This is a genomic window from Rhizobium skierniewicense (genome assembly GCF_014196515.1).
Taxonomy (GTDB): Bacteria; Pseudomonadota; Alphaproteobacteria; order Rhizobiales; family Rhizobiaceae; genus Agrobacterium; species Agrobacterium skierniewicense.
The window spans coordinates 64976-87065 of sequence record NZ_JACIDV010000005.1 but is presented as its reverse complement, the minus strand read 5'-3'; the positions used below and the strand labels follow the sequence as shown (position 1 = coordinate 87065).

The 22090-nt window shown below is 54.8% G+C and carries 22 protein-coding genes; 11 read left to right on the top strand and 11 right to left on the bottom strand.

Annotated features, from left to right (window positions below; all coding sequences use genetic code 11):
* Window positions 1–203 precede the first annotated feature (203 nt).
* Both GGQ73_RS09400 and rpoH read left to right on the top strand, forming a co-directional pair.
* A complete protein-coding gene (locus GGQ73_RS09400; protein WP_183895807.1) occupies window positions 204–986 on the top strand; it encodes a class I SAM-dependent methyltransferase in 783 nt (260 codons plus the stop codon).
* A 183-nt stretch (window positions 987–1169) separates the two neighbouring features.
* Window positions 1170–2072 (top strand): RNA polymerase sigma factor RpoH, encoded by a 903-nt coding sequence (rpoH, locus tag GGQ73_RS09395; RefSeq protein WP_174153812.1) that lies wholly within the window; start codon window positions 1170–1172, stop codon window positions 2070–2072.
* Window positions 2073–2162: 90 nt separating this feature from the next.
* Here the strand turns inward: rpoH and GGQ73_RS09390 are convergent, their stop codons facing one another.
* Together GGQ73_RS09390 and GGQ73_RS09385 are read right to left on the bottom strand one after the other, a co-directional pair.
* Window positions 2163–4403, bottom strand: a complete 2241-nt coding sequence (locus GGQ73_RS09390) for a hypothetical protein (protein ID WP_183895805.1) — start codon at window positions 4401–4403, stop codon at window positions 2163–2165.
* Window positions 4404–4473: 70 nt separating this feature from the next.
* Window positions 4474–5772, bottom strand: coding sequence for an adenylosuccinate synthase (locus GGQ73_RS09385; protein ID WP_183895803.1), 1299 nt, complete (start codon window positions 5770–5772; stop codon window positions 4474–4476).
* Between the two features lie 219 nt (window positions 5773–5991).
* On the opposite strand from GGQ73_RS09385, the gene GGQ73_RS09380 reads away from it, so the two are divergent.
* Window positions 5992–6879 carry a DMT family transporter gene (locus tag GGQ73_RS09380; protein WP_183895801.1) on the top strand — a complete coding sequence of 296 codons (888 nt, stop codon included), beginning with the start codon at window positions 5992–5994 and terminating at the stop codon, window positions 6877–6879.
* A 43-nt stretch (window positions 6880–6922) separates the two neighbouring features.
* Here the strand turns inward: GGQ73_RS09380 and GGQ73_RS22945 are convergent, their stop codons facing one another.
* The 4 genes from GGQ73_RS22945 to GGQ73_RS09360 form a co-directional block, all read right to left on the bottom strand.
* Entirely contained in the window at window positions 6923–7162 is a 240-nt protein-coding gene (locus GGQ73_RS22945; protein ID WP_234910930.1) for a hypothetical protein, read from the bottom strand.
* A gap of 141 nt (window positions 7163–7303) precedes the next feature.
* A complete protein-coding gene (locus GGQ73_RS09370) occupies window positions 7304–8257 on the bottom strand; it encodes a hypothetical protein (protein ID WP_183895799.1) in 954 nt (317 codons plus the stop codon).
* 45 nt (window positions 8258–8302) lie between these two features.
* Window positions 8303–9400: a coiled-coil domain-containing protein gene (locus GGQ73_RS09365; RefSeq protein WP_183895797.1), complete on the bottom strand. Its 1098-nt coding sequence runs from the start codon at window positions 9398–9400 to the stop codon at window positions 8303–8305.
* 156 nt (window positions 9401–9556) lie between these two features.
* On the bottom strand, window positions 9557–10153 hold the full coding sequence (locus tag GGQ73_RS09360) for a DUF1134 domain-containing protein (RefSeq protein ID WP_183895796.1): 597 nt from the start codon (window positions 10151–10153) through the stop codon (window positions 9557–9559).
* Window positions 10154–10301: 148 nt separating this feature from the next.
* Between GGQ73_RS09360 and chpT the strand changes: the two genes are divergently transcribed.
* Complete coding sequence (gene chpT / locus GGQ73_RS09355) at window positions 10302–10952, top strand: histidine phosphotransferase ChpT (protein WP_183895794.1); 651 nt, start codon at window positions 10302–10304, stop codon at window positions 10950–10952.
* A 95-nt stretch (window positions 10953–11047) separates the two neighbouring features.
* Here the strand turns inward: chpT and GGQ73_RS09350 are convergent, their stop codons facing one another.
* Window positions 11048–11557: a GNAT family N-acetyltransferase gene (locus GGQ73_RS09350; protein ID WP_183895792.1), complete on the bottom strand. Its 510-nt coding sequence runs from the start codon at window positions 11555–11557 to the stop codon at window positions 11048–11050.
* 104 nt (window positions 11558–11661) lie between these two features.
* Window positions 11662–12366: a response regulator transcription factor CtrA gene (gene ctrA / locus GGQ73_RS09345; protein WP_183895790.1), complete on the bottom strand. Its 705-nt coding sequence runs from the start codon at window positions 12364–12366 to the stop codon at window positions 11662–11664.
* A 443-nt stretch (window positions 12367–12809) separates the two neighbouring features.
* Between ctrA and GGQ73_RS09340 the strand changes: the two genes are divergently transcribed.
* Entirely contained in the window at window positions 12810–13160 is a 351-nt protein-coding gene (locus tag GGQ73_RS09340; RefSeq protein ID WP_174153802.1) for a flagellar export protein FliJ, read from the top strand.
* 375 nt (window positions 13161–13535) lie between these two features.
* Here GGQ73_RS09340 and sciP read toward each other — a convergent pair whose 3' ends face one another.
* The 3 genes from sciP to cysQ form a co-directional block, all read right to left on the bottom strand.
* Window positions 13536–13811, bottom strand: a complete 276-nt coding sequence (gene sciP, locus GGQ73_RS09335; RefSeq protein ID WP_027675777.1) for a CtrA inhibitor SciP — start codon at window positions 13809–13811, stop codon at window positions 13536–13538.
* A 297-nt stretch (window positions 13812–14108) separates the two neighbouring features.
* Window positions 14109–15143: a DUF2793 domain-containing protein gene (locus GGQ73_RS09330; protein WP_174153801.1), complete on the bottom strand. Its 1035-nt coding sequence runs from the start codon at window positions 15141–15143 to the stop codon at window positions 14109–14111.
* Between the two features lie 79 nt (window positions 15144–15222).
* On the bottom strand, window positions 15223–15996 hold the full coding sequence (gene cysQ, locus GGQ73_RS09325) for a 3'(2'),5'-bisphosphate nucleotidase CysQ (RefSeq protein ID WP_174153800.1): 774 nt from the start codon (window positions 15994–15996) through the stop codon (window positions 15223–15225).
* A gap of 355 nt (window positions 15997–16351) precedes the next feature.
* Between cysQ and GGQ73_RS09320 the strand changes: the two genes are divergently transcribed.
* The 6 genes from GGQ73_RS09320 (at window position 16352) to GGQ73_RS09295 (ending at window position 21954) form a co-directional block, all read left to right on the top strand.
* Entirely contained in the window at window positions 16352–17254 is a 903-nt protein-coding gene (locus tag GGQ73_RS09320) for a branched-chain amino acid ABC transporter permease (RefSeq protein ID WP_174153799.1), read from the top strand.
* Window positions 17255–17258: 4 nt separating this feature from the next.
* Complete coding sequence (gene livM / locus GGQ73_RS09315; protein ID WP_174153798.1) at window positions 17259–18656, top strand: high-affinity branched-chain amino acid ABC transporter permease LivM; 1398 nt, start codon at window positions 17259–17261, stop codon at window positions 18654–18656.
* Window positions 18656–19519, top strand: coding sequence for an ABC transporter ATP-binding protein (locus GGQ73_RS09310; RefSeq protein WP_174153797.1), 864 nt, complete (start codon window positions 18656–18658; stop codon window positions 19517–19519). The genes livM and GGQ73_RS09310 overlap by 1 nt, the downstream gene beginning before the upstream one ends.
* A complete protein-coding gene (locus tag GGQ73_RS09305; protein ID WP_174153796.1) occupies window positions 19519–20247 on the top strand; it encodes an ABC transporter ATP-binding protein in 729 nt (242 codons plus the stop codon). Before GGQ73_RS09310 ends, GGQ73_RS09305 begins: the two co-directional genes overlap by 1 nt.
* A 119-nt stretch (window positions 20248–20366) precedes the next feature.
* Complete coding sequence (locus GGQ73_RS09300) at window positions 20367–20720, top strand: DUF6867 family protein (RefSeq protein WP_183896134.1); 354 nt, start codon at window positions 20367–20369, stop codon at window positions 20718–20720.
* A gap of 115 nt (window positions 20721–20835) precedes the next feature.
* The gene (locus GGQ73_RS09295; RefSeq protein ID WP_174153794.1) at window positions 20836–21954 is read left to right on the top strand and encodes a branched-chain amino acid ABC transporter substrate-binding protein; all 1119 of its coding nucleotides are present in this window, start codon (window positions 20836–20838) and stop codon (window positions 21952–21954) included.
* Window positions 21955–22090: the final 136 nt, after the last annotated feature.

The following is a 22090-nucleotide window of genomic DNA, read 5'->3' as shown; positions in this document are numbered from 1 at the left end:
TACGCTTATAAATTAGTTTATGATAATTACTTAAATAAACGATCTATATTACTGTCTCATTTTTGCTTCAATTACTCCTACTTTTTTGCATTGCAATAAAGCGTCCAGTCGAAGCCAGTATTCCCTCAAAAATTGAGCCGTTGAGGGTTGAAATCTACTTTGCAACCTGTTCGCTAGAATGCCTAAACTAGGGGTTGAGCGCTGTGAATGTCCATGACCGTAAATTCATCTTTCATGATCTGCAAAAAATAGAAGGCTATATTGATCCACCCGATGCCCTCGTCTTTACATCACTGTTGCATGCCCAGCAGAAAAGAGCTTTCGAGGGAGGCGTTGCCGAAATCGGCGTGTTTTACGGGCGCTCTTATTTTCTCCTGCGCAAGGTCGTCGGTAATGATTGCCGTGTTCTGGCCGTAGACCTCTTCGATCTGGAAGATGGCGATGGCCAAAGTCGTCAGTACGAGCGCTTTCTCGACAATGGCAAGCGTCTGAATCTGAAGGTCGATGAAGACCTCGTCATCAAGGGTGACAGTACGCAACTCAGCCCGGACGAGGTGCTTGCGAAAGTCGGAAAGGTCCGTTTTTTCAGTGTCGATGGTGGCCACATGCTGCACCACGTTCTGGCTGACAGCAGACTTGCGATGGACGTCCTAGCGGATCACGGCGTTATTGCTTTTGACGATACCTTCAATCCGCAATGGCCCGAAGTGACCGTCGGCGTTGCCGACTTTCTCCGTGCGCAGGGCGACCGTTTCAGCGCGTTTTGCATGACCAAATACAAGACCTATGTCTGCCGTCGCGAGTATCATGACTACTATCAGCAGGTCGTGCTGCAATCACCGGAACTGTTGGCGTTCGATCATGTGGAAACGGAGTTCCTGGGGGCCAAAGTTACGCGCCTGCATAACCCCATGGGTCGTCGCATGATCTATGAATTGATGATCCGTTCCGGGCTCACGAATTTTTCGGAACGAATTTATCGTTGATCTGTTTTTAACAGCAGACTGGAGCGACATCATTCTGTGACGCGCATTTCAATTGCGCGCTCTTGAAACGTGAGTTTCCAATACATATTTGTCATGTGGGTTCGTGCGGGGTCGGAGTTCGACACGCAATTTTGGTTTGCCTGAGAGGGGAGCCAGCCCGGAACATAGATAAGGGGGTGCTTTATGGCCCGCAACAGTTTGCCTTCGATTACTGCCGGTGAAGCCGGCCTCAATCGATATCTCGACGAAATTCGTAAGTTCCCAATGCTTGAGCCGCAAGAGGAATATATGCTCGGTAAGCGATACGCCGAACACGGCGATCGCGATGCAGCTCACAGGCTTGTGACGAGCCATTTGCGTCTTGTGGCGAAGATCGCCATGGGATATCGCGGCTACGGCCTGCCGATCGGCGAAGTCGTGTCGGAAGGCAACGTCGGACTGATGCAGGCGGTCAAGAAATTTGACCCGGAGCGCGGCTTCCGTCTTGCGACCTATGCGATGTGGTGGATTAAGGCATCCATTCAGGAGTATATTTTGCGCTCGTGGTCTCTCGTCAAAATGGGAACGACGGCCAATCAAAAGCGCCTATTCTTTAATCTGCGGCGTCTGAAGGGTAAGATTCAGGCTATCGACGAGGGTGATCTGAAGCCTGAACATGTGACCGAGATTGCGACCAAGCTTCAGGTTTCCGAGGAGGAAGTGATCTCGATGAACCGCCGTCTTCATGGCGATGCGTCCCTGAACGCGCCGATCCGGGCTGCGGAAGGCGAAGCAGGGCAGTGGCAGGATTGGCTGGTTGACGATCACGAAAGTCAGGAAACGGTGCTGATACAGCAGGACGAGCTGGAGACGCGCCGTCGGATGTTGGCCAAGGCTATGGGTGTGTTGAACGACCGTGAACGTCGCATCTTTGAGGCGCGCCGTCTGTCGGAAGATCCCGTCACACTGGAGGACTTGTCGACCGAGTTCGATATCAGCCGCGAGCGTGTTCGCCAGATCGAAGTTCGCGCTTTCGAAAAAGTTCAGGAAGCGGTTCAGAAAGAAGCATTGGAGACTGCAAAGGCACTGCGCGTCGTGGACGCGTAACGCTCACGTTTCTTGCTTTTGTTGTTAGCAAAAAGCCCCGAATGGAGACATTCGGGGCTTTTTACATTTATACAAACACTCATAAGAGTATCACTGATTGTTTGCCGGCGTGGCTGCACTCCACTCGCGCAAGGCCGTATCGAAAGCGGCTTTGCCGTCGGCACCCTTTTGCAGTGTGAGAAGCGCGCGGCGGCCATTACGATACGAGACTGGAATGTCGATCCAGTCACGCGTTCGCATGAGCTCCAGATTGGTCTTCAACGCATCCGGGAAGTCGTTCAGCGCGATCATGTGGAAGTCGTCCGTAATCTTTGCCGGAACGGCGATCAATGCGTTGCCGCGATCCTGTTCAGTGCTCTTCATGGCTATGCGCTGAACGCTGTCGATGGCACCGCCTTCGAAACCAGCTCCAACCGAGAACACGATCTCGACCAGATGGCTGGCGGGCAATGAAGGATCGGTGTTGCGTTTGAAGGTAATCAAGGCACTCAGGCCACGTCCGGGGATGGTGATCTGACCCTGAACGGTCGCGGATGGCTTGCCCTCTGCATCCGCGTCATTTTGCAACGACCAGGACACTGTTCCTTCGATTGCTGTTGGGACAGTCTGGCCAAGCACCTCTTCGTAGAGGAACATGCGATGGCCGGCTGCGGCTGCCGCTGCCTGTTGGGCAGGCGCTGCCCCGGCTGGTGGCGTTGCCGTTCCGCTTGCTGCAGCCGGTGTCTGAGCCGGCGCTTCTGGCACAGCTTCCGTCTGCTGGTACACGGATTGGCCTTCGGCCGTCACAGGCTGGCCATTGGGTCCTGGACCCGCTCCTTCATCTTTTTCCGTACCATTGGCCAGAAGGCGCTGAGTGAACTTGGTGCCCGTCACAGAGCCATCATCAACAGGTGGCGTATTGGACGCGGCTGGCTGCTGGCCAGTGGTCCCGCTTTGCGCCGGTGGAGTCGTAGTCGCAGGTGTGTTGGCCGGCGCGGACGCCGTCTCTGTCGATGGAGTGCTGGTACCGGTTTTGGCCGATTGTACGAGGCCGCCAACCATGTCGTTCAATGTGTCGCGGTTGATCCACAAAGCATAAGCGCCGCCCGCGAGAAGAACGACACCACACAAGCCCAGAACCATGCCGGCATAATTGCGCTTCTGCTTTTTCTTCGTTCTGTAGGCAGACGCGGGAATACCATCGGCAGAGATTCCAGAATCAAAATCATTCTTATTGGCATTACCAGACGTATTGCCGGACGTGCCGTCGTAACCGATCAGTTCTTCCAGATCGTCCCAGGGCGTACGTTCCCTGTCGTCCTTTTTGCCCGATTGCGGTGCGAAGGGATCTTCGTCTGCACGGGGAAGGCTTGGGCTGGATTTTGTCGTCAGATCGAGCGATGTGTCCTGAAAATAGGTCGAGTAATCCTCGACAACGGCCGGAGACTGTTTTGGTGCTTCCTGCTCCTGATCTTTGTAGAGTTTATCGTCATCTGCGAAGGTCGGAGCTTCGCCGAAGTGGACGTCGTCAGCGCGCTTTTCCGCATAAGGCTCCTCTTTCGCAACGTCCTGATAATAGGGCGATGGGGCCGAGTAGCTCGCATCATAGGGCTGTGGCGTGTTTTTGTGGAAGACGTCGCTCTCACCGGCGTGGGGAACCGGTTCCTGATGAAGGTCGTCTACAGGCTGATGAGCAGGTTCTTCAGTCTGATATGCATAGCGCTCTTCCGCAGGGCTATCCTGTCCAACCCAGCCTTGATGGGCATGATCTTCACTCTCTACTGATGTAGGTGCGTGATCTACCTCAGCATCGATAGGATCAGGGGTATAGCGCGCCTCTTCCGTCGCCGTCGTAAAGTAGGTCGGCCCTTCAGGGTCGCGGGAAACATAGTCTTCTACCGGCTCGGCGTGGGGCTCTTCGGCCTTCGGATCTTCATAGTATGTTTCAGGCTCGACAGCAGCAGGCTCGACGGGCGCGTAATCCTGTGGCTCCACCGCTACAGGTGTTTGCTCATAGACGCGCTGCTCTTCCGCGACGGTTTCTTCGTAATAGGGGGAAGAGACATCCGGTGCCGGCGGAATCGCAACCGATGCACCTGCGGCGACCAAATCGTCTTCGTCTTCATCGATGGCGGGAAGCGCCTCCGAATATTCGCCCTCTACCTCGGCAATAGCGGTGTCGAGCTTGAGGATTTGCCGCTTCAGCAGCTCTTCCGGCGGGCGCGGCTTCATATTTTCAAGCTGGCGCACCACAGCGCTACGCGCCTTGTCGTACACCTTCACCCGGTTTTCGGGGGTATTGTTCGCCAAGCCATCCACGGCCTTGCGAATGACTGCTACAAAATCCGCCATAAGCACTTTCTCGTCGAGGCCAATGACGTTCTGGCCCGATATGGTTTATGAAACTTGATCGCTGGGGACATTAATCCTCAAATGGATCAGTCACAAGTATTGTGTCATCCCGCTCAGGGCTGGTGGAGAGAAGAGCGACAGGCGCTCCGATCAACTCTTCGACCTGACGGACATACTTGATAGCTTGAGCAGGCAAATCCGCCCATTTACGGGCACCGACGGTGGATTCTTTCCAGCCTTCAAGCGTGATGTAGATGGGCTCCACGCGCGCCTGGGCACCCTGGCTTGCCGGAAGATGGTCGATTTCTTGTCCGTCGAGCTTGTAGCCGACGCAGATTTTCAACTCTTCCAGACCATCGAGAACGTCAAGCTTGGTGAGCGCAATGCCGGTAATGCCATTGGTTGCGACAGACTGGCGAACCAGTGCGGCGTCAAACCAGCCGCAACGGCGCTTGCGGCCCGTGACTGTGCCGAATTCATGTCCTTTTTCGCCAAGGAACTGTCCGACTTCATCGTGCAGTTCCGTGGGGAAGGGGCCTTCACCGACACGTGTCGTATAGGCCTTGGTGATGCCGAGGATATAGCCGAGCGAGCCAGGACCCATGCCCGATCCGGCGGCGGCCTGTCCTGCAACCGTGTTGGACGAGGTCACATAGGGATAGGTACCGTGATCTATATCGAGCAGAGATCCTTGTGCGCCTTCGAACAGGATACGCGCACCTGCGCGGCGCTTCTTGTCGAGCAGCAGCCATACGGTTTCGCTGAACGGCAGTATCTGGTCGGCAACTGATGTCAGTTCCTGCATGATGTTTTCATGGCTGACTTCCGCTGCACCAAAGCCCCGGCGAAGCGCATTGTGGTGCGTCAGAATACGGTCAACCTTGGCAGAAAGCGCCTCGGTGTCTTCCAGATCCATGACGCGGATGGCGCGACGGCCAACCTTGTCTTCATAGGCCGGGCCGATGCCACGACGGGTGGTGCCGATTTTTGTGCCGCTGTTGGAGGCTGCGTCTTCGCGCATGCCGTCCAGTTCGCGGTGAAGCGACAGAATGAGCGTCGCATTGTCTGCAATGCGCAGGTTCTCAGGTGTGACCTTCACGCCCTGGGCGTCGAGACGGCCGATTTCCGCGATTAGCGCATGCGGATCGACCACGACGCCATTGCCGATCACGGCAAGCTTGCCGGGACGAACAACGCCGGATGGCAGGAGCGACAGCTTGTAGCTGACGCCATCGATCACAAGGGTGTGACCTGCATTGTGACCACCCTGATAGCGCACGACGACGTCGGCGCGCTCGGATAGCCAGTCTACGATCTTACCTTTGCCTTCATCGCCCCACTGCGAGCCGACCACCACGACATTCGTCATTTGCTGCTTTCCTGCTCATGGCGTTGAAACGCCCCTAACTCAAACCCGCGAATGTATACTGCGTTGTTTTGCGGAAAGCGACCCTGTTTATGGGGCGAAACCTTGTTTTTCCGGCATAATTCGGTTCGGGCTCGTCTCTTGTGGTGGTATCCGTCCTTGCGGAACGCGAATCCGCGGTGCAGAACAACGGCGGTTGTTGAGCTAAAGGTCAAAGTTTCCGTGTCATCGAAAGCCTATCTTGTTTTGATCATCGCCACATTATGCTGGGGCGGAAACGCCGTTGCTGGAAAGATGGCGGTGGGTCATATCAGCCCCATGGTGTTGACCAGTCTCAGGTGGACGATCGCTGTTGCTCTTATCACCGCCATTTCGTTGCCGCAGCTTGTGCGCGATTGGCCGGTGGTGAAAACACGCCTGCCTTATTTCTTTGCATTGGGCGCTATCGGCTACACCTGCTTCAACGCAACGCTCTACACGGCACTGAAATACACCTCGGCCGTCAACGTGGCCGTTATTCAGGCGGTCATTCCAACAGTGATTTTCGCGTTCAATTTCGCGCTGTTTCGGACCCGTATTTTTATTGGTCAGATCGTCGGCTTCATTTTGACCATCACTGGGGTGGCGCTTCTTGCATCGCGTGGCGATCTCATCTCCCTTTTGGCGCTGAAAGTGAATATTGGTGATGCGATCATGCTGCTCGCCGTCCTTGCCTATGCGATCTACACCGTCATGTTGCGGTGGAAACCAAAGGTGAACTGGCGTACGCTGATGGCCATTCCGGCGGTGGCTGCTCTGATGTCCTCCCTTCCGCTTCTATTATGGGAAGTGTCGCAGAACACAGCGGTCTGGCCCGATGCCAAGGGCTGGATGATCACTGTCTACACGGCGCTGTTTGCCTCGCTTATTGCGCAAATCTTCTTCATTCTCGGCGTGGAGCGCATCGGGCCCAACCGTGCTGGGCTTTTCATCAACCTTATTCCAGTTTTCGGCACGCTCCTGTCTGTCATGATTCTCGGAGAGACGCTTCATCCCTATCAAATTTTCGCATTGCTGCTGACACTTGGCGGAATTGCCGTGGCTGAAAGAAAAAAACCGCCGCTTCGGTGAGGAAGCGGCGGCAAGTCAGTCATGATTCGAAAATGATGTGGGGTTACTCAGCGGCCTGTGCTTGATCAAAGCCGGAAAAATATTGGTCGATTGCGGACATGGTCTGGTCGCGAGTTACGTTGATCCTGTCGGCGCTGTTCAATGGCGCGACAGATGCGATGCCCCGATATTCCAGGGCTGAAAATCCGCGGGCGAAACCGGCAGGGCCTGCCGCGTCAGCATGGCTGGTGATCGAGGCGATAACGATACCACAGATGGCAGCAGCAAAGAGTTTCTTCAGCATTGTCAAACCCTATTTTTGCGTCGGCCAGCTTGTTGCCGGTCTTATCCGCGTATCCTTTTGGCGCTGGACGTCTTGTCCGGGCCAGTGATCACGACGTTACAGGGCAGTCTTTTCAGCGGATTTAAGCCAATAGCTACAATTTTATCGGTCTTTAATTTTAATGCGATTTATCGCGTTTTTGTGCATTTCTTCGGGCTTTCTAACAGCTGCACACAATTCAATGCGTGCTTGGATCCGCTCGGACCGTGTCAGACGTTGCCTTTGGTCTGAAAGAGATGATTGCACTTCTTCGATCTCTCTAGCGAGAGGCGGATTTGCACTTTCGGCCCAGAGCCAAAGCCGGAGAAGCCTTTTGTCACTTGCCACACGTCCACTCGCATCGCGAGTCAGCCGTATGAGCGCGTCGACCGCGCGGCGCTGCACCACCTCATCGGCTTTGTCATCAAGCACGTAATAGGATGGGTTTTCGATTGGATATGCGGTAATCGATAGGTCCAGAAGCGCAATGCAAGCTTTCGAGTTTTTTAGCCTAGCCAGCCAGCAAACGAGATCGAATGGGTCTACCCGAAGCGTTAAGAGTGCTTGGATGATACAGTCCGAGACGTAACCTTCGTGGCGATTTTCCTTCATGGCTAGTGGCAATAAAAGTGGTGCTGTGTCGTTATGGATAAACCAGTTTATCGCCACACGACAGAACAGGGTCCGAAGCGCATCCTGCTCTGTTTTATCAAATCGCCAGAGACCAACTCGCAAAGTGTAGTGGATAAGGAAGTAATCGGTTTCGGATTTCAAAAACGCCAGTTCAAGCGCACGTGGCAGGAAATGTAGGAACGTGTCGCGCCCACCTGAGCAGTTGGGATGCTCGTAGTAAATCTGGTCAAAATCTTCTAATTTGGCGCGATGTAACGGCCCCGCCGCTCTGGTGCGTTCTTCGTTCTGGGACGTAAAACATTGACGGCACCAGTTCCAGACAGGGCGGTAATGGGAAAACGCAACGTACACGGCCTCAAGACACATAGCCGCATCTGGGGGCGTCTGATTGAACCGGTAGAGGTACTGCTCTGGCTGGTTGGCTGGTCGTTGACGACGCTTCACTTGATTCCATCCTGTTTGTAGCGACCGGATAGACGCTTGAAGGTGTTAGGCTTTTTGCCCCGCCATGATGTCGCTTGCACGGCTCGCGAGGTTTTTTCGGCTGCTTTTGTTCGAGACATTCGAAATGAGTGAGGGTAGGGTCGAGGCCGTGCCCTCCTGGGCTGCGGTCAAGGCGATCATACGCGCGGCAATCTGTGAAATCTCGTTGCGGATCGCATCGTCATTGCCAGTGCCCTTGCCATTCAACAAACGCTCGGTCAGTGCGGTTCCTTGATGACGAATGTCTTCAATTTCCCGCGCAATCTGCTCAGGCGTGGCGATAATTTGGGGCAGGGGTTTTTCAGTGTGTGCGGGTTCGAGTCGGTTGCTTCCACCGTTCCCGGTGGCGACGCCTTTCAGGCGGCTGATTTCCTGAGCCCGACGTTCCAAGAGGGTTTCGTTGTCGGCATTGCGGGCTGCTTCCGTTGCAAGCTGTTCTTCGAGCCTGGCGATCTTGCGGCTTTCGCGGGTCATCTGGTGAGCGGCTTCGCGGTTTCTCGCTGCGGCCTCTTCCAATTCCTTTGTGATCGTCTCACGCTCTTTGCGCCAGGAGGCGAGCTTGTGTTTTGCTTGCTCCACTTCGATGTCGCGGGCCGACAGCGCTATTTTCAGGTCATCGAGCTCGCGGGAAATGGCACTGACGCGTTTGGTGAGGTTGGAGATTTCCTGCGTGCGGGAGATCGCGGTTTCCTCGGCGTCGTTCAAGGCAGCCTTCAAGCGTGCCGATGCATCTTCGTGGCGAAGCGCTTTGGCGCGTAACTCGCTTGCCTCCAGTGTCAGCGTTTCGATCTGGCTTTTCAGTTCACGCGTTTCGGCCAGAAGGGCCGTGGTGTCGCTCAGTGCGCTGTCGTTTCTGAACTTCAGGGAATGTGCTTTTTCACGTTCCGCGTCCAGTTCCTGGCGGGTGCGGGCATTTTCTGCCGCATAGAGCGCGCGCGCCATGTCTTTCTGTGCGCGAACCTCCTGCGGACTGATCGGCATCGTCGCGCGCAATCGCTTTTCTGTATAAACGACGATGCGGCGATGGATCGACGGCGCCAACAGCGAAACCAGCAAAATGGCAGAGAGAAAACCGAGTCCGAAAAGAAGGGCGTATTCGATCACGCGGGTCGTCTCCACTCACAAAAGGCAATGATGGCCATCCATGATGGCATTTCAACGGTTGGGTCTGTTACTACAAGCCTTCGATCATCCCACGTCAAACTTGCGCCAGACCTGATCGACGGTGACCATATTATGCACAATTGCTGATATTGCGAATCAGAACGGGTTCCAAGTTGGCTGCTGGGTGAGCTTGAGGTAACCGACATTGATGCCGAGACGTGCGCCGATGCCGGTTCTGATCGGAGCAATGGTGACATCGCTGTTTTTCAAAACGGTCATGCCCACACCCGCGACGATGAAGGCAGAGCCGCTGACGCCGCCATAACGACGGTAAAGCGAATCGACTGCGGGAAGGTTGTAGACCAGCATCATGGCGCGCGTGCCCTGGCCGCCATAATCCAGTCCCAGCGACGGACCCTGCCAGAAAACGGGGTGCTGACCGGCGTTCTTGGTGTAAAGCTGGCCTTCTCCATAGGTCAGGCCAGCAACAAAGGCACCGGAACCTTCCTGGCCGAGAATGTAGCCGTTGGGCAGGCCATATTGTTGAAAAGCACGCTCGACGACCTTCGCAAGCCCGCCGGTCGTTTCACCAAAGAAACCGTGACCTGCATCAATAATTTCCTGAAATGAATATTGGTCACTGCTTTGGGCAGCGGCATGGCCCGAGGAAATGCAAAGGCTCGCGAGTACCACGAAAATCTTTACCAGTCCCAGGCGTGCAATGGTGCGGAGTTCGGTAAATCGCATCGTCAAGTCCGTCCGTCTGTTTATTCGTTTTGCCCTGTTAAGGCATTTGGCATTTTGAAACTATGATATTAACAATCGGTTTACCAAATATGATGTCATTATGGCTTAATAACTTCCACACAGTCCGCGCAACCCTTGCGCAGGAGAGAATTTTATGACGAGCAAACCAAACCTGACGCTGTCCGGCGCCGATCTGGCGGCCCTTCTGTGCAGTCGCGTATGCCATGACGTGATTTCTCCTGTCGGAGCGATCAACAATGGACTGGAACTGCTGGATGAGGGCGGCTCGGACGCCGATGCGCTCGATCTGATCAGGACATCCGCGGTCAACGCCTCCGTTCGCCTGAAATTTGCTCGTCTCGCCTTTGGCGCATCCGGCTCTGCCGGCGCCTCAATCGACACGGGTGAGGCAGAAAAGGCAGCCAAGGATTTCGCCGCTGCCGAAAAGAAAGCCGAAGTCACCTGGAACGGTCCGCGTGCCATCGTGCCCAAAAACCGCGTTAAAATGCTGCTGAACCTGTTCCTCGTCGCCTACAGCGCTATTCCACGCGGTGGCAACGTGGACGTGGTGCTTGAAAACCCTGAGACGGACGCGCGCTTCGAAATCACAGTGAAGGGACGCATGATGCGTCTGCCTGCGAAGTTCGTTGCACTGTCTGAAGGCACCGAAGAGGAAGCGGTTGATGCCCATTCCGTACAGTCTTATTACACGCTTCTGATGGCACATGAGGCGGGGATGACGATTGAATACGCCGTTCACGACGACCGAATCGTCTTCACGGCGTTTACCATCGACGCCGCCTGATCGAGCGTAACACGATATGGTGATCGGGGCTGCCTCTGGTGGCCCCGCTAGAACGTTTCCATTTAACAAGGGAACGCTCTAGCCTTGGGGCCGATTCATACGGTCCTCCGCTTCATCACCTCGTTGAGATAGACCTCATCCGCGATTCGGAAATGCGTCTGCCCCGAGAGGGAGAAGCTGTGGGCTTTGTAGAATTCGATTGCCCTTGTGTTCTGAGAATTGACAGCCAGCCAGACCTCGGAAATATCCCGCGCCTGACACAGGCGTAGCGCTTCGTGCAACAGGCCCGAGCCAAGCTTGCGCCCGTGATGTCTCGGCTGGACATACAAGGTGCAGATTTCCGTTGCGCAGCGGTCACAATCCGGTGCCGGACTGTCAAACGACAGGCGGATAAAACCATCGATGCCATTCTCGTTTTGCGAAACAATGACGGCCTCGTTCTCGCTCGCGAGGAAGGCTTCGAATTTGGCTGCTGTGAATTCGCTCAAGGCATACTCGGCGAAGACGGAATTAACGCCTTTTCGCACATAGGTACCAATCCAGACTTCCACCGAGATGGCCGCCAGGCTCGCCGCGTCGTCTGCCCGGGCAGGTCTGAAATGCATGGACTGTAACTTCCTGTGAGATCTGACGGAAATTTGATGTTCGTAAAGACAAAAAAACCGCCGGAGAGGGGCGGTTTTTTGTATGCGGGCGTGCTTGGGGAGTATCAAGCTGTTTCGAGAAACTCGGTGACAGCGTCCGGCTCGCGCAGAACGTATCCACGGCCCCAAACCGTTTCGATATAGTTTGCACCGCCAGCGGCATTCGCCAGCTTCTTGCGCAATTTGCAGATGAAAACGTCGATAATCTTCAGTTCAGGCTCATCCATGCCGCCATAGAGATGGTTGAGGAACATTTCCTTGGTGAGCGTGGTGCCCTTGCGGAGCGAAAGAAGCTCCAGCATCTGGTATTCCTTACCGGTGAGGTGAACGCGCTGACCGCCAACTTCCACCGTCTTGGCATCGAGGTTCACGATCAGCTCGCCCGTTGCGATCACCGACTGGGCATGGCCCTTGGAGCGGCGAACGATGGCGTGAATACGTGCAACAAGCTCATCCTTGTGGAAAGGCTTGGTCATATAGTCATCCGCACCGAAACCGAGACCGCGAACCTTGTCTTCAATGCCGGCCATACCGGAAAGAATAAGGATCGGTGTCTTGACCTTGGAAAGACGGAGCGTTCTCAGTACCTCGTAACCCGACATGTCGGGCAGGTTGAGGTCGAGAAGAATGATATCGTAATCGTAGAGCTTTCCAAGATCCACGCCTTCCTCACCGAGGTCGGTTGTGTAGACGTTGAAACTTTCGGACTTCAACATCAGCTCAATGCTCTGAGCCGTTGCGCTGTCGTCTTCGATCAATAGAACCCGCATAATTATCCCCTTTGCCGCCGCGGAAGGTAATGATTGCCTTTTGCGCGATACGGATCCAGTCGTTGCCTGATTTGCAGGCTGCCACCAAATGGTTAACAAATTCTAATTACCTTTGGCAAGGTGTGTAGAATTTATTAAATAGTGGCTCCAGTCTGCTGATATTCAACGTGAATCCGCACCGCCAAACATGAACCATAGCGTGAAGTTATCCCGCTAAGTGATTCAACCGACTCTGACATTGTCGTGCCCGTTGTTTTTCGGGCTTGGCATTTACCGACCTTTAAATGATCTGCCTTATCATTAACGATGCCCGTAAACGAAAGGTTAACGACGTCGATTTTTTATTAACGTCCGGTAACTTTTCAGAATTATTCCGGCACATGCCTGAGTGAAGGGCCGGTTCCAGTTTTTACCGGGGTCTCGCTATCCACGGAGTATTGCGTATGAAGTCGCGTGACAGCCTAGTTCGCCTGAAGGAATTTCAGGTCAACGAAAAACGTCGTCAGTTGCAACAATTGCAGTCGATGATGTCCGAATTCGAACGAATGGCCAAGGAGTTGGTCCATCAGATTTCTCTGGAGGAGAGCAAATCGGGAATTACCGATCCGTCGCATTTCGCCTACCCGACTTTCGCCAAGGCTGCTCGTCAGCGCGCGGATAACCTTCAGGTCTCCATTCGCGAACTGAAGATGCAGGAAGAGGCGGCGGAAGCCGTTCTGGAAGAGGTCCAGGCGGAATTCGAACGGGCAGCGGCCCTTGAAAGCCGAGACGTTGCCATTCGCGCTCGCGCGTAAGGCATAAATCAAAGAAACAAAGACGTCCTCATTGACGGCGGCCAGTGGATCAGGAGGCTGCTTTCAATGGCGCGACGTCACGTCTTGTCGTTGGACACATTCAACCAGATCTGCCCGACGCAAATTCCTGTTTCGGGATCAAAAAAAACCGCTCAATGGACGAGCGGTTTTTTTATGCGGCGTGCTTTGTCTCATGCCTTTGCATCATGAATGTCTGCAAAAGGGTGGTTGAGAGTTTGCCCAGCGTCGATAATTGCCGATGAGGATTTCGTGAGAACAAAACAAATCAGCGCCACGCAATCCCCGAATCCATGGAGAAAGGTGACGCTCGATTTCTCTGCCGTCGATATGCCCCTTGACGGGCATCGACAGAATTTAGTGGCGGTACTGCTGGATGCGCGTGGTGCGCAGGCCAGCAAGACCGTGGTCACTGATGGAAGACTGCCAGGAGAGAAATTCCTCCACTGTCAGTGTATAACGTTCGCAGGCTTCCTCGAGGCTCAATAACCCTCCTCGTACCGCTGCGACAACTTCTGCCTTTCGACGAATGACCCAGCGGCGCGTGTCCGCAGGAGGCAAATCGGCAATCGTCAGAGGGCTGCCATCGGGGCCGATGACATATTTAACTCGTGGGCGTATCATTTCGGTCATTGGACACTCTACACAAACTCAAGACCATATCTGATGCACTTTAGGGCCGTACCTTTAAAAATTACCTAAGCAGTCAGAGACATTTTGTTAAGAATTTGAATGGTTTCGCCTGATTTGTTCGAGCTTTGCTGGATTCTTGTGTCATAATAAAAAAATCATTTTATTATTTTTTGTCTCAATAACGTTCAGCAACGCCATATCTGAATTTCATAATATTATCTTGGACTTAGAATCTTGGTCGATCTGATCGCGCCTGCCGCCTGCTTTTGGCAAGCGACAGGCGCGGAAGAGAACTTCTTACAGCGCCGCCACCAAGAGCTCCGTTTTTCCTGCTCCGTAAGCCAATTGGCACGCGCCGCCATGCGCCAGCGAGATGCGATCCTTCTCGTTTAGGGATACAATGAAGCTTGCTGATTGCGTGCTGTTTTCGGCGGACGTTGTGCCCGCAAGCGCAAAGGAACTGTTGGCATCATTGATCCTGAGCGTGACGGTGTGGCCCGAGGATGCGACAACGGACAGTGTCAGTGTGATCAGATAAAGGCCTGTCAGGGGTACCACCAGATCCTTCTGCACATCGACCACACTATTTCCCAGTGCAAAGCCGCCTTGCTGGACGGGCAGGTCCGTGAAACCGGAGATGGTGCCAGCCGTGTGAGACACAGTTTCTACGGCGCGTCCTGCCCGCACAAGCGGACGCTCAGGCAGCGAGACATGCCCTGCACCGGAAATGGAGAGGGCTGTTTTCCAATCCACGCCATTTGCCGACATCTTGATGGAAAAGCTGTCGTTTCCCGCCAATCCCATTTCGGCCCGACCCGACCAGCCGGATTGAAACAGCAGCGATGCCGTGTCGGTCGGTGCTGCCTTGTTGACCTTTATCTGGTGCCCGCCACCCTCGTTGGTGAACAGGCTGGCCGGTGATGCCACCGTGAGCCTGTTTTGCGGATCCGCAGAGGCGTTGATGCCCAATCGTCCGAAAGCGCCTGCTGCGGGCAGGGGGATGTCCTGCCAGTTCCCATTGCTCAGCACCCTCATCTGGCCGGTTTCCAGAAACCACGCACGCCATCCTTCACGCGGAACGATGTAGACCCACGCGTCGTCCTGCCACAGGCCGAGCTTCCCACCGTGTCTCTCCCATTCTCCGGTGGGTACGGAAGCGATGAGGAAGCAATCGCCATCCTCCATCGTTTGGGGTGGTTGGCTGATTTCGCGCCTGATCGTCAGTTGTGTGACGGCATCCAGCTTTTGCAGAGCTTCGTTATGCGTCACATGTTTTTGCGCCTGAGAGGGCAATATGTAGGGTAGTTCAAGTCTCGACGTCTGTTCGGTCATCTTTCAATCTCCGTTGCGTGGGAGATTGTGTGGCCGTCCGGATAGCTGTGGAGAAAAAAATAAAAATAATTTTTGTGCGTTAAGGTGCTGCGCCCCAAGCGATGAAATCAGGGTTCGCGAGTGCGTCCTCGCTGCTGTCCTTAACGTCGTATCGCAAGGGAAGGCCGGCAATATCGAGCGTTATGCCGCCGGCCGCGCGTAGCACGGCATCACCCGCCGCCGTATCCCACATCATGGTCCGGCTGAAGCGTGGATAAACGTCGGCAGCGCCCTCGGCCAGCATGCAGAATTTGAGCGAAGAGCCGATGGAAATGCTGTCGATCAAACCATGTTCTGCGACAAAGGCTTCGGTCTTTGGTGTGCAGTGCGAACGGCTGATGACCGCAATTGGAATGGTCGGCTTGGCCCGGCACCGCACATTGCGAACGTCGCTCGGTTCAAAATCGTCGGTGACCTGGACCTTTCGCGCAACTTCGCCGTCTCCTGTCCACATGACTTTCAACGCTGGTGCGTAGACGACGCCCAGAACTGGTGTTCCATTGCGCACCAGCGCGATGTTGACCGTAAAGTCCTGCTTGCCGGCAATAAATTCCTTGGTGCCATCGAGTGGGTCCACCAGAAAAAACTCGTCTTCGGCTTTGGGGACGAGACCGACGGAGGCGGCTTCTTCGGCAATGACCGGTATGTTGGGGAAGTTCAATGCAAGTGCTGCCAGAATCACGGCTTCTGCCCGTTGATCCGCTTCTGTGACGGGCGAACAGTCGTTCTTGTACGTCACATGAGGACCGGCCGCATGCACCGCCATGATTTCCCTGCCAGCCTTTAATGTGGCCGCTGTTAAGATGTCGAGCATCGAGATCCTTCTGCCGATCGCCGGACGCGTTCCATTTGGCACCCGACATAAGCTTTCAGGGGCTCGTTTACAACGCAACCGGTCTCCCGCCAAGGCACGAAAATATGTGGTAACAAGTTAGGATTTTATGACGATGAGCCGCTTTTTACAGCATTCTCTGCCAAAAATATGATCTTTGTGAACCCTCAGGTGGCATTCAATGTGGAAACACCAAATAAAAAGCTGTTTTACAGATTTTTGACTTCACATTTTTTCCGAACGCGATATGGGTTTTAACCAAGGGGGACAGAAAATGCAGCCCCCGGAAGCAACATAACGAGACCTCTTCTGTCGAGAATAGGTCCGGGGGAAAGATATGGAGTATTTTGTCCAGCAGCTCATAAACGGGCTGACTCTTGGATCGATCTATGGCCTCATCGCGATTGGCTATACGATGGTTTACGGCATTATCGGAATGATCAACTTCGCCCATGGCGATATATTCATGCTCGGCGGTTTCGCTGCATTGATCGTTTTCCTTATTCTCACATCCTTTTTTGCCGGTATCCCCGTCGCCGTTCTGCTTTTGGTGATGATGGTCGTTGCAATGCTGATGACCGGTCTATGGAACTGGGCCATTGAGCGCGTCGCGTATCGTCCTCTTCGCGGCTCCTTCCGCCTGGCGCCGTTGATCACCGCCATCGGCATGTCGATTGCATTGTCCAACTTCATTCAAGTCACGCAGGGCCCGCGCAACAAGCCGATCCCGGCACTTGTGACGGATGTTTACCACTTTGGTGCCATCACCATTTCGCTGAAGCAGTTGTTGATCGTGGCGATTACCTCGGTTCTGCTGCTCGCCTTCTGGTATATCGTCAACAAGACGCCGCTTGGCCGTGCGCAGCGTGCAACCGAGCAGGACCGCAAGATGGCGGCGCTTCTGGGCGTTGATGTCGATCGCACCATTTCCATCACTTTCGTCATGGGCGCTGCACTCGCAGCCGTCGCAGGCTCCATGTATCTCATGTATTATGGCGTTGCGTCGTTCAACGACGGCTTTATTCCTGGCGTGAAGGCGTTTACCGCAGCCGTTCTCGGCGGCATTGGATCTCTACCCGGTGCTGTGCTCGGCGGGCTTCTTATCGGTCTGATCGAAAGCCTGTGGTCTGCCTATTTCTCCATCGCCTACAAAGACGTCGCGGCCTTCGGTATCCTGGCATTCGTGCTGATTTTCAAGCCGACCGGTATTCTGGGTCGCCCAGAAGTCGAGAAGGTTTGAGATCATGGCAAATATCGCTTCCGAAAAGGATACGCCCGGCTCGAGCCTGATGGTTCAGGCCGTCAAGGAAGGCATCTTCGCGGGCCTCGTGTCGCTTGGGATGTTCATCCTCTATGTCGGTATCGTCACCTATCAGGATATCAACAACCAGCTAATCTGGGGCACACGCTGGGGGCTTCTGGCCATCTTCGTTGGCGTTGCCGCTATCGGCCGGTTTCTCGTCGTCGGCTTCGTGCGCCCGCATCTGGACAAGCGCAAGATTTCCAAGGCAAAGACCGGCATTTTGGAGATTGCCGAAGATAAAGGCTTCTTTCACAAGCACTTCCTCAAGATTGCCCTTGTCTTCCTGTTGATTTATCCAGCGATCGCAGTTGGTCTCTTCGGGTTCCAGGGATCTTTGAAGCTGGTCGACAACTTCGGCATCCAGATCCTCATCTACGTCATGCTGGCATGGGGCCTGAACATCGTCGTCGGTCTCGCGGGCCTGCTGGATCTGGGTTATGTGGCCTTTTACGCCGTTGGCGCCTACTCCTACGCATTGCTGTCCAGCTACTTCGGCCTGTCGTTCTGGGTTCTGCTTCCCATGGCCGGTATTCTGGCAGCGTTCTGGGGCATCATCCTCGGCTTCCCGGTTCTGCGTTTGCGCGGTGACTATTTGGCGATCGTGACACTGGCTTTCGGTGAAATCATCCGACTCGTGCTGTTGAACTGGACTGAGGTCACCAAGGGAACATTCGGTATTTCCGGCATCGCGAAGGCGTCCGTCTTCGGCATCTGGTCCTTTGATGTCGGTGCCCCCAACAACTTCGCCAAGGTCTTCGGGCTGCCGATGTCCTCGTCCTATTACAAAATCTTCCTGTTCTACGTCATTCTGCTGCTGTGCATGCTGACGGCCTATGTCACCATCAAGCTTCGTCGCATGCCGATCGGTCGTGCTTGGGAAGCACTGCGTGAAGACGAAATCGCCTGCCGCTCGCTCGGTATCGATACGGTCAAGACCAAGCTGACAGCTTTTGCAACCGGTGCGATGTTCGGTGGTTTTGCCGGATCGTTCTTTGCGGCGCGTCAAGGTTTCGTGTCACCGGAAAGCTTTGTATTCCTCGAATCGGCCGTCATCCTTGCCATCGTCGTTCTCGGCGGAATGGGCTCGCTGACGGGCATCGCCATTGCTGCCGTCGTCATGGTCGGCGGCACGGAGTTGCTGCGCGAAATGGAATTCCTCAAGCACATCTTCGGTCCTGATTTTACACCTGAACTCTACCGTATGCTGTTGTTCGGTCTGGCGATGGTCATCGTGATGCTGTTCAAGCCACGCGGCTTTGTCGGCTCTCGTGAACCCACGGCCTTCCTGAAAGAGCGCAAGTCCATTTCCGGCGACTTCACCAAGGAAGGTCACGGCTGATGGCTTCCGGAAACATTGAAATGACAAAAGACACAATCCTTAAGGTCGAACACCTCTCCATGCGGTTCGGTGGACTGATGGCCATCAACGACTTCTCCTTTGAAGCCAAGCGCGGCGAAATCACTGCGTTGATCGGGCCGAACGGTGCAGGCAAAACGACCGTCTTCAACTGCATCACCGGCTTTTACAAGCCGACGATGGGCATGATCACGATGCGGCGGACCACGGGCGAGGAGCATCTTCTCGAACGCCTGCCGGATTTTGAAATCACCAAGAGGGCCAAGGTCGCGCGGACCTTCCAGAATATCCGTTTGTTCTCTGGCCTGACTGTTTTGGAAAATCTGCTGGTGGCCCAACACAACGCGCTGATGAAGGCGTCCGGCTACACGTTCCTGGGTTTGCTTGGCATGCCAGCCTATAAAAAGGCTGCTGCCGGCGCCATCGACAAGGCGAAATACTGGCTCGATAAGGCCGATCTGACGGATCGTGCCGACGATCCGGCCGGCGATCTTCCCTATGGGGCGCAGCGTCGCCTGGAAATTGCACGGGCCATGTGCACGGAACCAGAACTTCTTTGCCTCGACGAACCGGCCGCGGGTCTCAACCCGAAAGAATCGCTGGCGCTCAACAATCTGTTGCGCGGCATTCGCGCTGAGGGCACGTCTCTGCTCCTTATCGAGCATGATATGTCCGTTGTCATGGAGATTTCCGATCACGTCGTGGTTCTCGAATACGGCCAGAAGATTTCCGATGGTACCCCGGACCATGTGAAAAATGACCCGAAGGTCATCGCCGCCTATCTGGGTGTCGAGGATGATGAAGTGGAAGAAGTGATTGCAGAAGAACTTGGGGGAACGGTGTGATGTCCGGTGAACCCCTTCTCAAAGTCCAGAACGTCGAAACCTATTATGGAAACATTCGCGCGCTTGCGGGCGTCGATGTGGAAGTGAACAAAGGCGAAATCGTTAGCCTCATCGGCGCCAATGGTGCAGGCAAATCGACGCTGATGATGACGATCTGCGGAAGCCCGCAGGCGCGCACCGGGTCGGTGATTTTCGATGGCGAAGACATCACGAAAATTCCGACACACCTTATTGCTCGTCGGCGCATCGCGCAGTCGCCGGAGGGGCGTCGCATCTTCCCGCGCATGACCGTTCTGGAAAATCTTCAGATGGGCGCCAATCTTGATAATCTGAAATACTTCAAGGAGGACGTCGAAAAGATCTTTACGATGTTCCCGCGCCTCAAGGAACGTCAGAGCCAGCGTGGCGGCACATTGTCGGGTGGCGAGCAGCAGATGCTGTCTATCGGTCGCGCGCTCATGTCGCGCCCCAAGCTGCTTTTGCTGGACGAGCCATCGCTCGGCTTGGCGCCCCTGATCGTCAAAGGTATTTTCGAGGCGATCAAGACGCTGAACAAGGAAGAGGGGCTGACCGTCTTTCTCGTCGAGCAGAATGCGTTCGCCGCCTTGAAGCTGTCTGACCGGGCCTATGTCATGGTCAACGGCAAGGTCACGATGAGCGGGTCTGGTAAAGAGCTTCTGGCCAATCCGGAAGTGCGTGCGGCCTATCTAGAGGGTGGTCGCCACTGATTTCTGCGCTCACTCAGGTGGCGTAGACGTTGGATAACAATAAAGCCTGCGGGTAAACGGCAGGCGCCTGGCGAAGACAGGCCCTGCCACAACGATGCAGGGCACTGATGGGGAAAAAGATGCAGGGACTTTTTTTCGAAAGCGATAGCGGCGTTCGCTACATCTTGCGGGGGCTGGTTGTTCTCCTGGGATTTTGGACGGCTTGGCGGACCGGCAGGTCTGTAGCCGATAGCTGGGAAAATTATCCGCGCGTGGTGGTCTACACCCTGCTTCTCGGTGTGGTGATGCGGTTCATGCATTATGCGTTGTTCGCCGGACCCATGCTGAGCGGCTTCTATTACCTGATGGATGTGGTCGTTCTGCTGGCTTTTGCAACTGTCGGCTTTCGCATGCGCCGGACCGATCAGATGGTCAATAACTACTATTGGCTTTATGATCGAACTTCATCATTTTCTTATAAGAAGAAAGATTGACAGCGGCGTTCTTCTGAATTCAGAATGCCCGCAAGAGTGGAACAGCCTGATCAGTTAAGGTGGGTACTGAGCAGGCGGGGATAAACAACCCAACCATGGAACTGGGAGTAATATAATGAAGAAGTCTCTTCTTTCCGCAGTTGCGCTGACCGCAATGGTCGCCTTCAGTGGTTCTGCCTGGGCTGACATTCTCGTCGGCGTCGGCGGCCCGCTGACAGGCCCGAATGCGGCTTTCGGCGCACAGCTCCAGAAGGGTGCTGAGCAGGCTGCGGCGGACATCAACGCTGCTGGTGGTATCAACGGCGAACAGATCAAAATTGTGCTGGGCGACGACGTGTCCGACCCGAAGCAGGGTATCTCGGTTGCCAACAAGTTTGTTGCTGACGGCGTCAAGTTCGTTGTCGGTCACTTCAACTCCGGCGTTTCCATTCCGGCGTCCGAAGTCTATGCGGAAAACGGCATCCTCGAAATCACGCCTGCCGCCACCAACCCTGTTTTCACCGAACGCGGCCTGTGGAACACATTCCGTACCTGCGGACGTGACGACCAGCAGGGCGGCGTAGCCGGCAAATATCTCGCCGAAAATTTCAAAGATGCCAAGATTGCCATCGTTCATGACAAGACCCCATACGGTCAGGGTCTTGCAGACGAAACCAAGAAGGCCCTGAATGCAGCTGGCGCGAAAGAAGTCATCTACGAAGGCATCAACGTCGGCGACAAGGACTTCTCTGCTCTGATCGCGAAGATGAAGGAATCGGGCGTATCGGTCATCTATTGGGGTGGTCTCCATACAGAAGCCGGTTTGATCATCCGCCAGGCCGCAGACCAGGGTCTGAAGGCCAAGCTCGTTTCCGGTGACGGCATCGTCTCCAACGAACTGGCTTCCATCGCAGGCGACGCCGTCGAAGGCACGCTGAACACATTCGGCCCTGATCCAACCATCAACCCTGCCAACAAGGATCTGGTTGCCAAGTTCAAGGCGGCAGGCTTCAACCCTGAAGCCTACACGCTCTATTCCTACGCTGCCGTGCAGACGATTGCTGCTGCTGCCAAGGATGCAGGCTCGGTTGACGCAGAAGCCGTTGCTGCCGCCATGAAGAAAGGCAAGTTCATGACCGTTCTCGGCGAACTTTCCTTCGATGAAAAGGGCGATCCAAAGGCTCCTGGCTACGTCATGTACGAGTGGAAGAAGGGCCCGGACGGCAAGTACAGCTACTTCCAGCAGGGCAGCTAAGTCCTACCGACATTCCGACAGAAGCCCGGCAGCGATGCCGGGCTTTTTTCGTTGAAGGGCCTGCATCATGTCCGTTGCCACAATGGAGACATCAAGGCGGATCAGAACATCAGCGTGTAAGGATTGCAATTAGGGA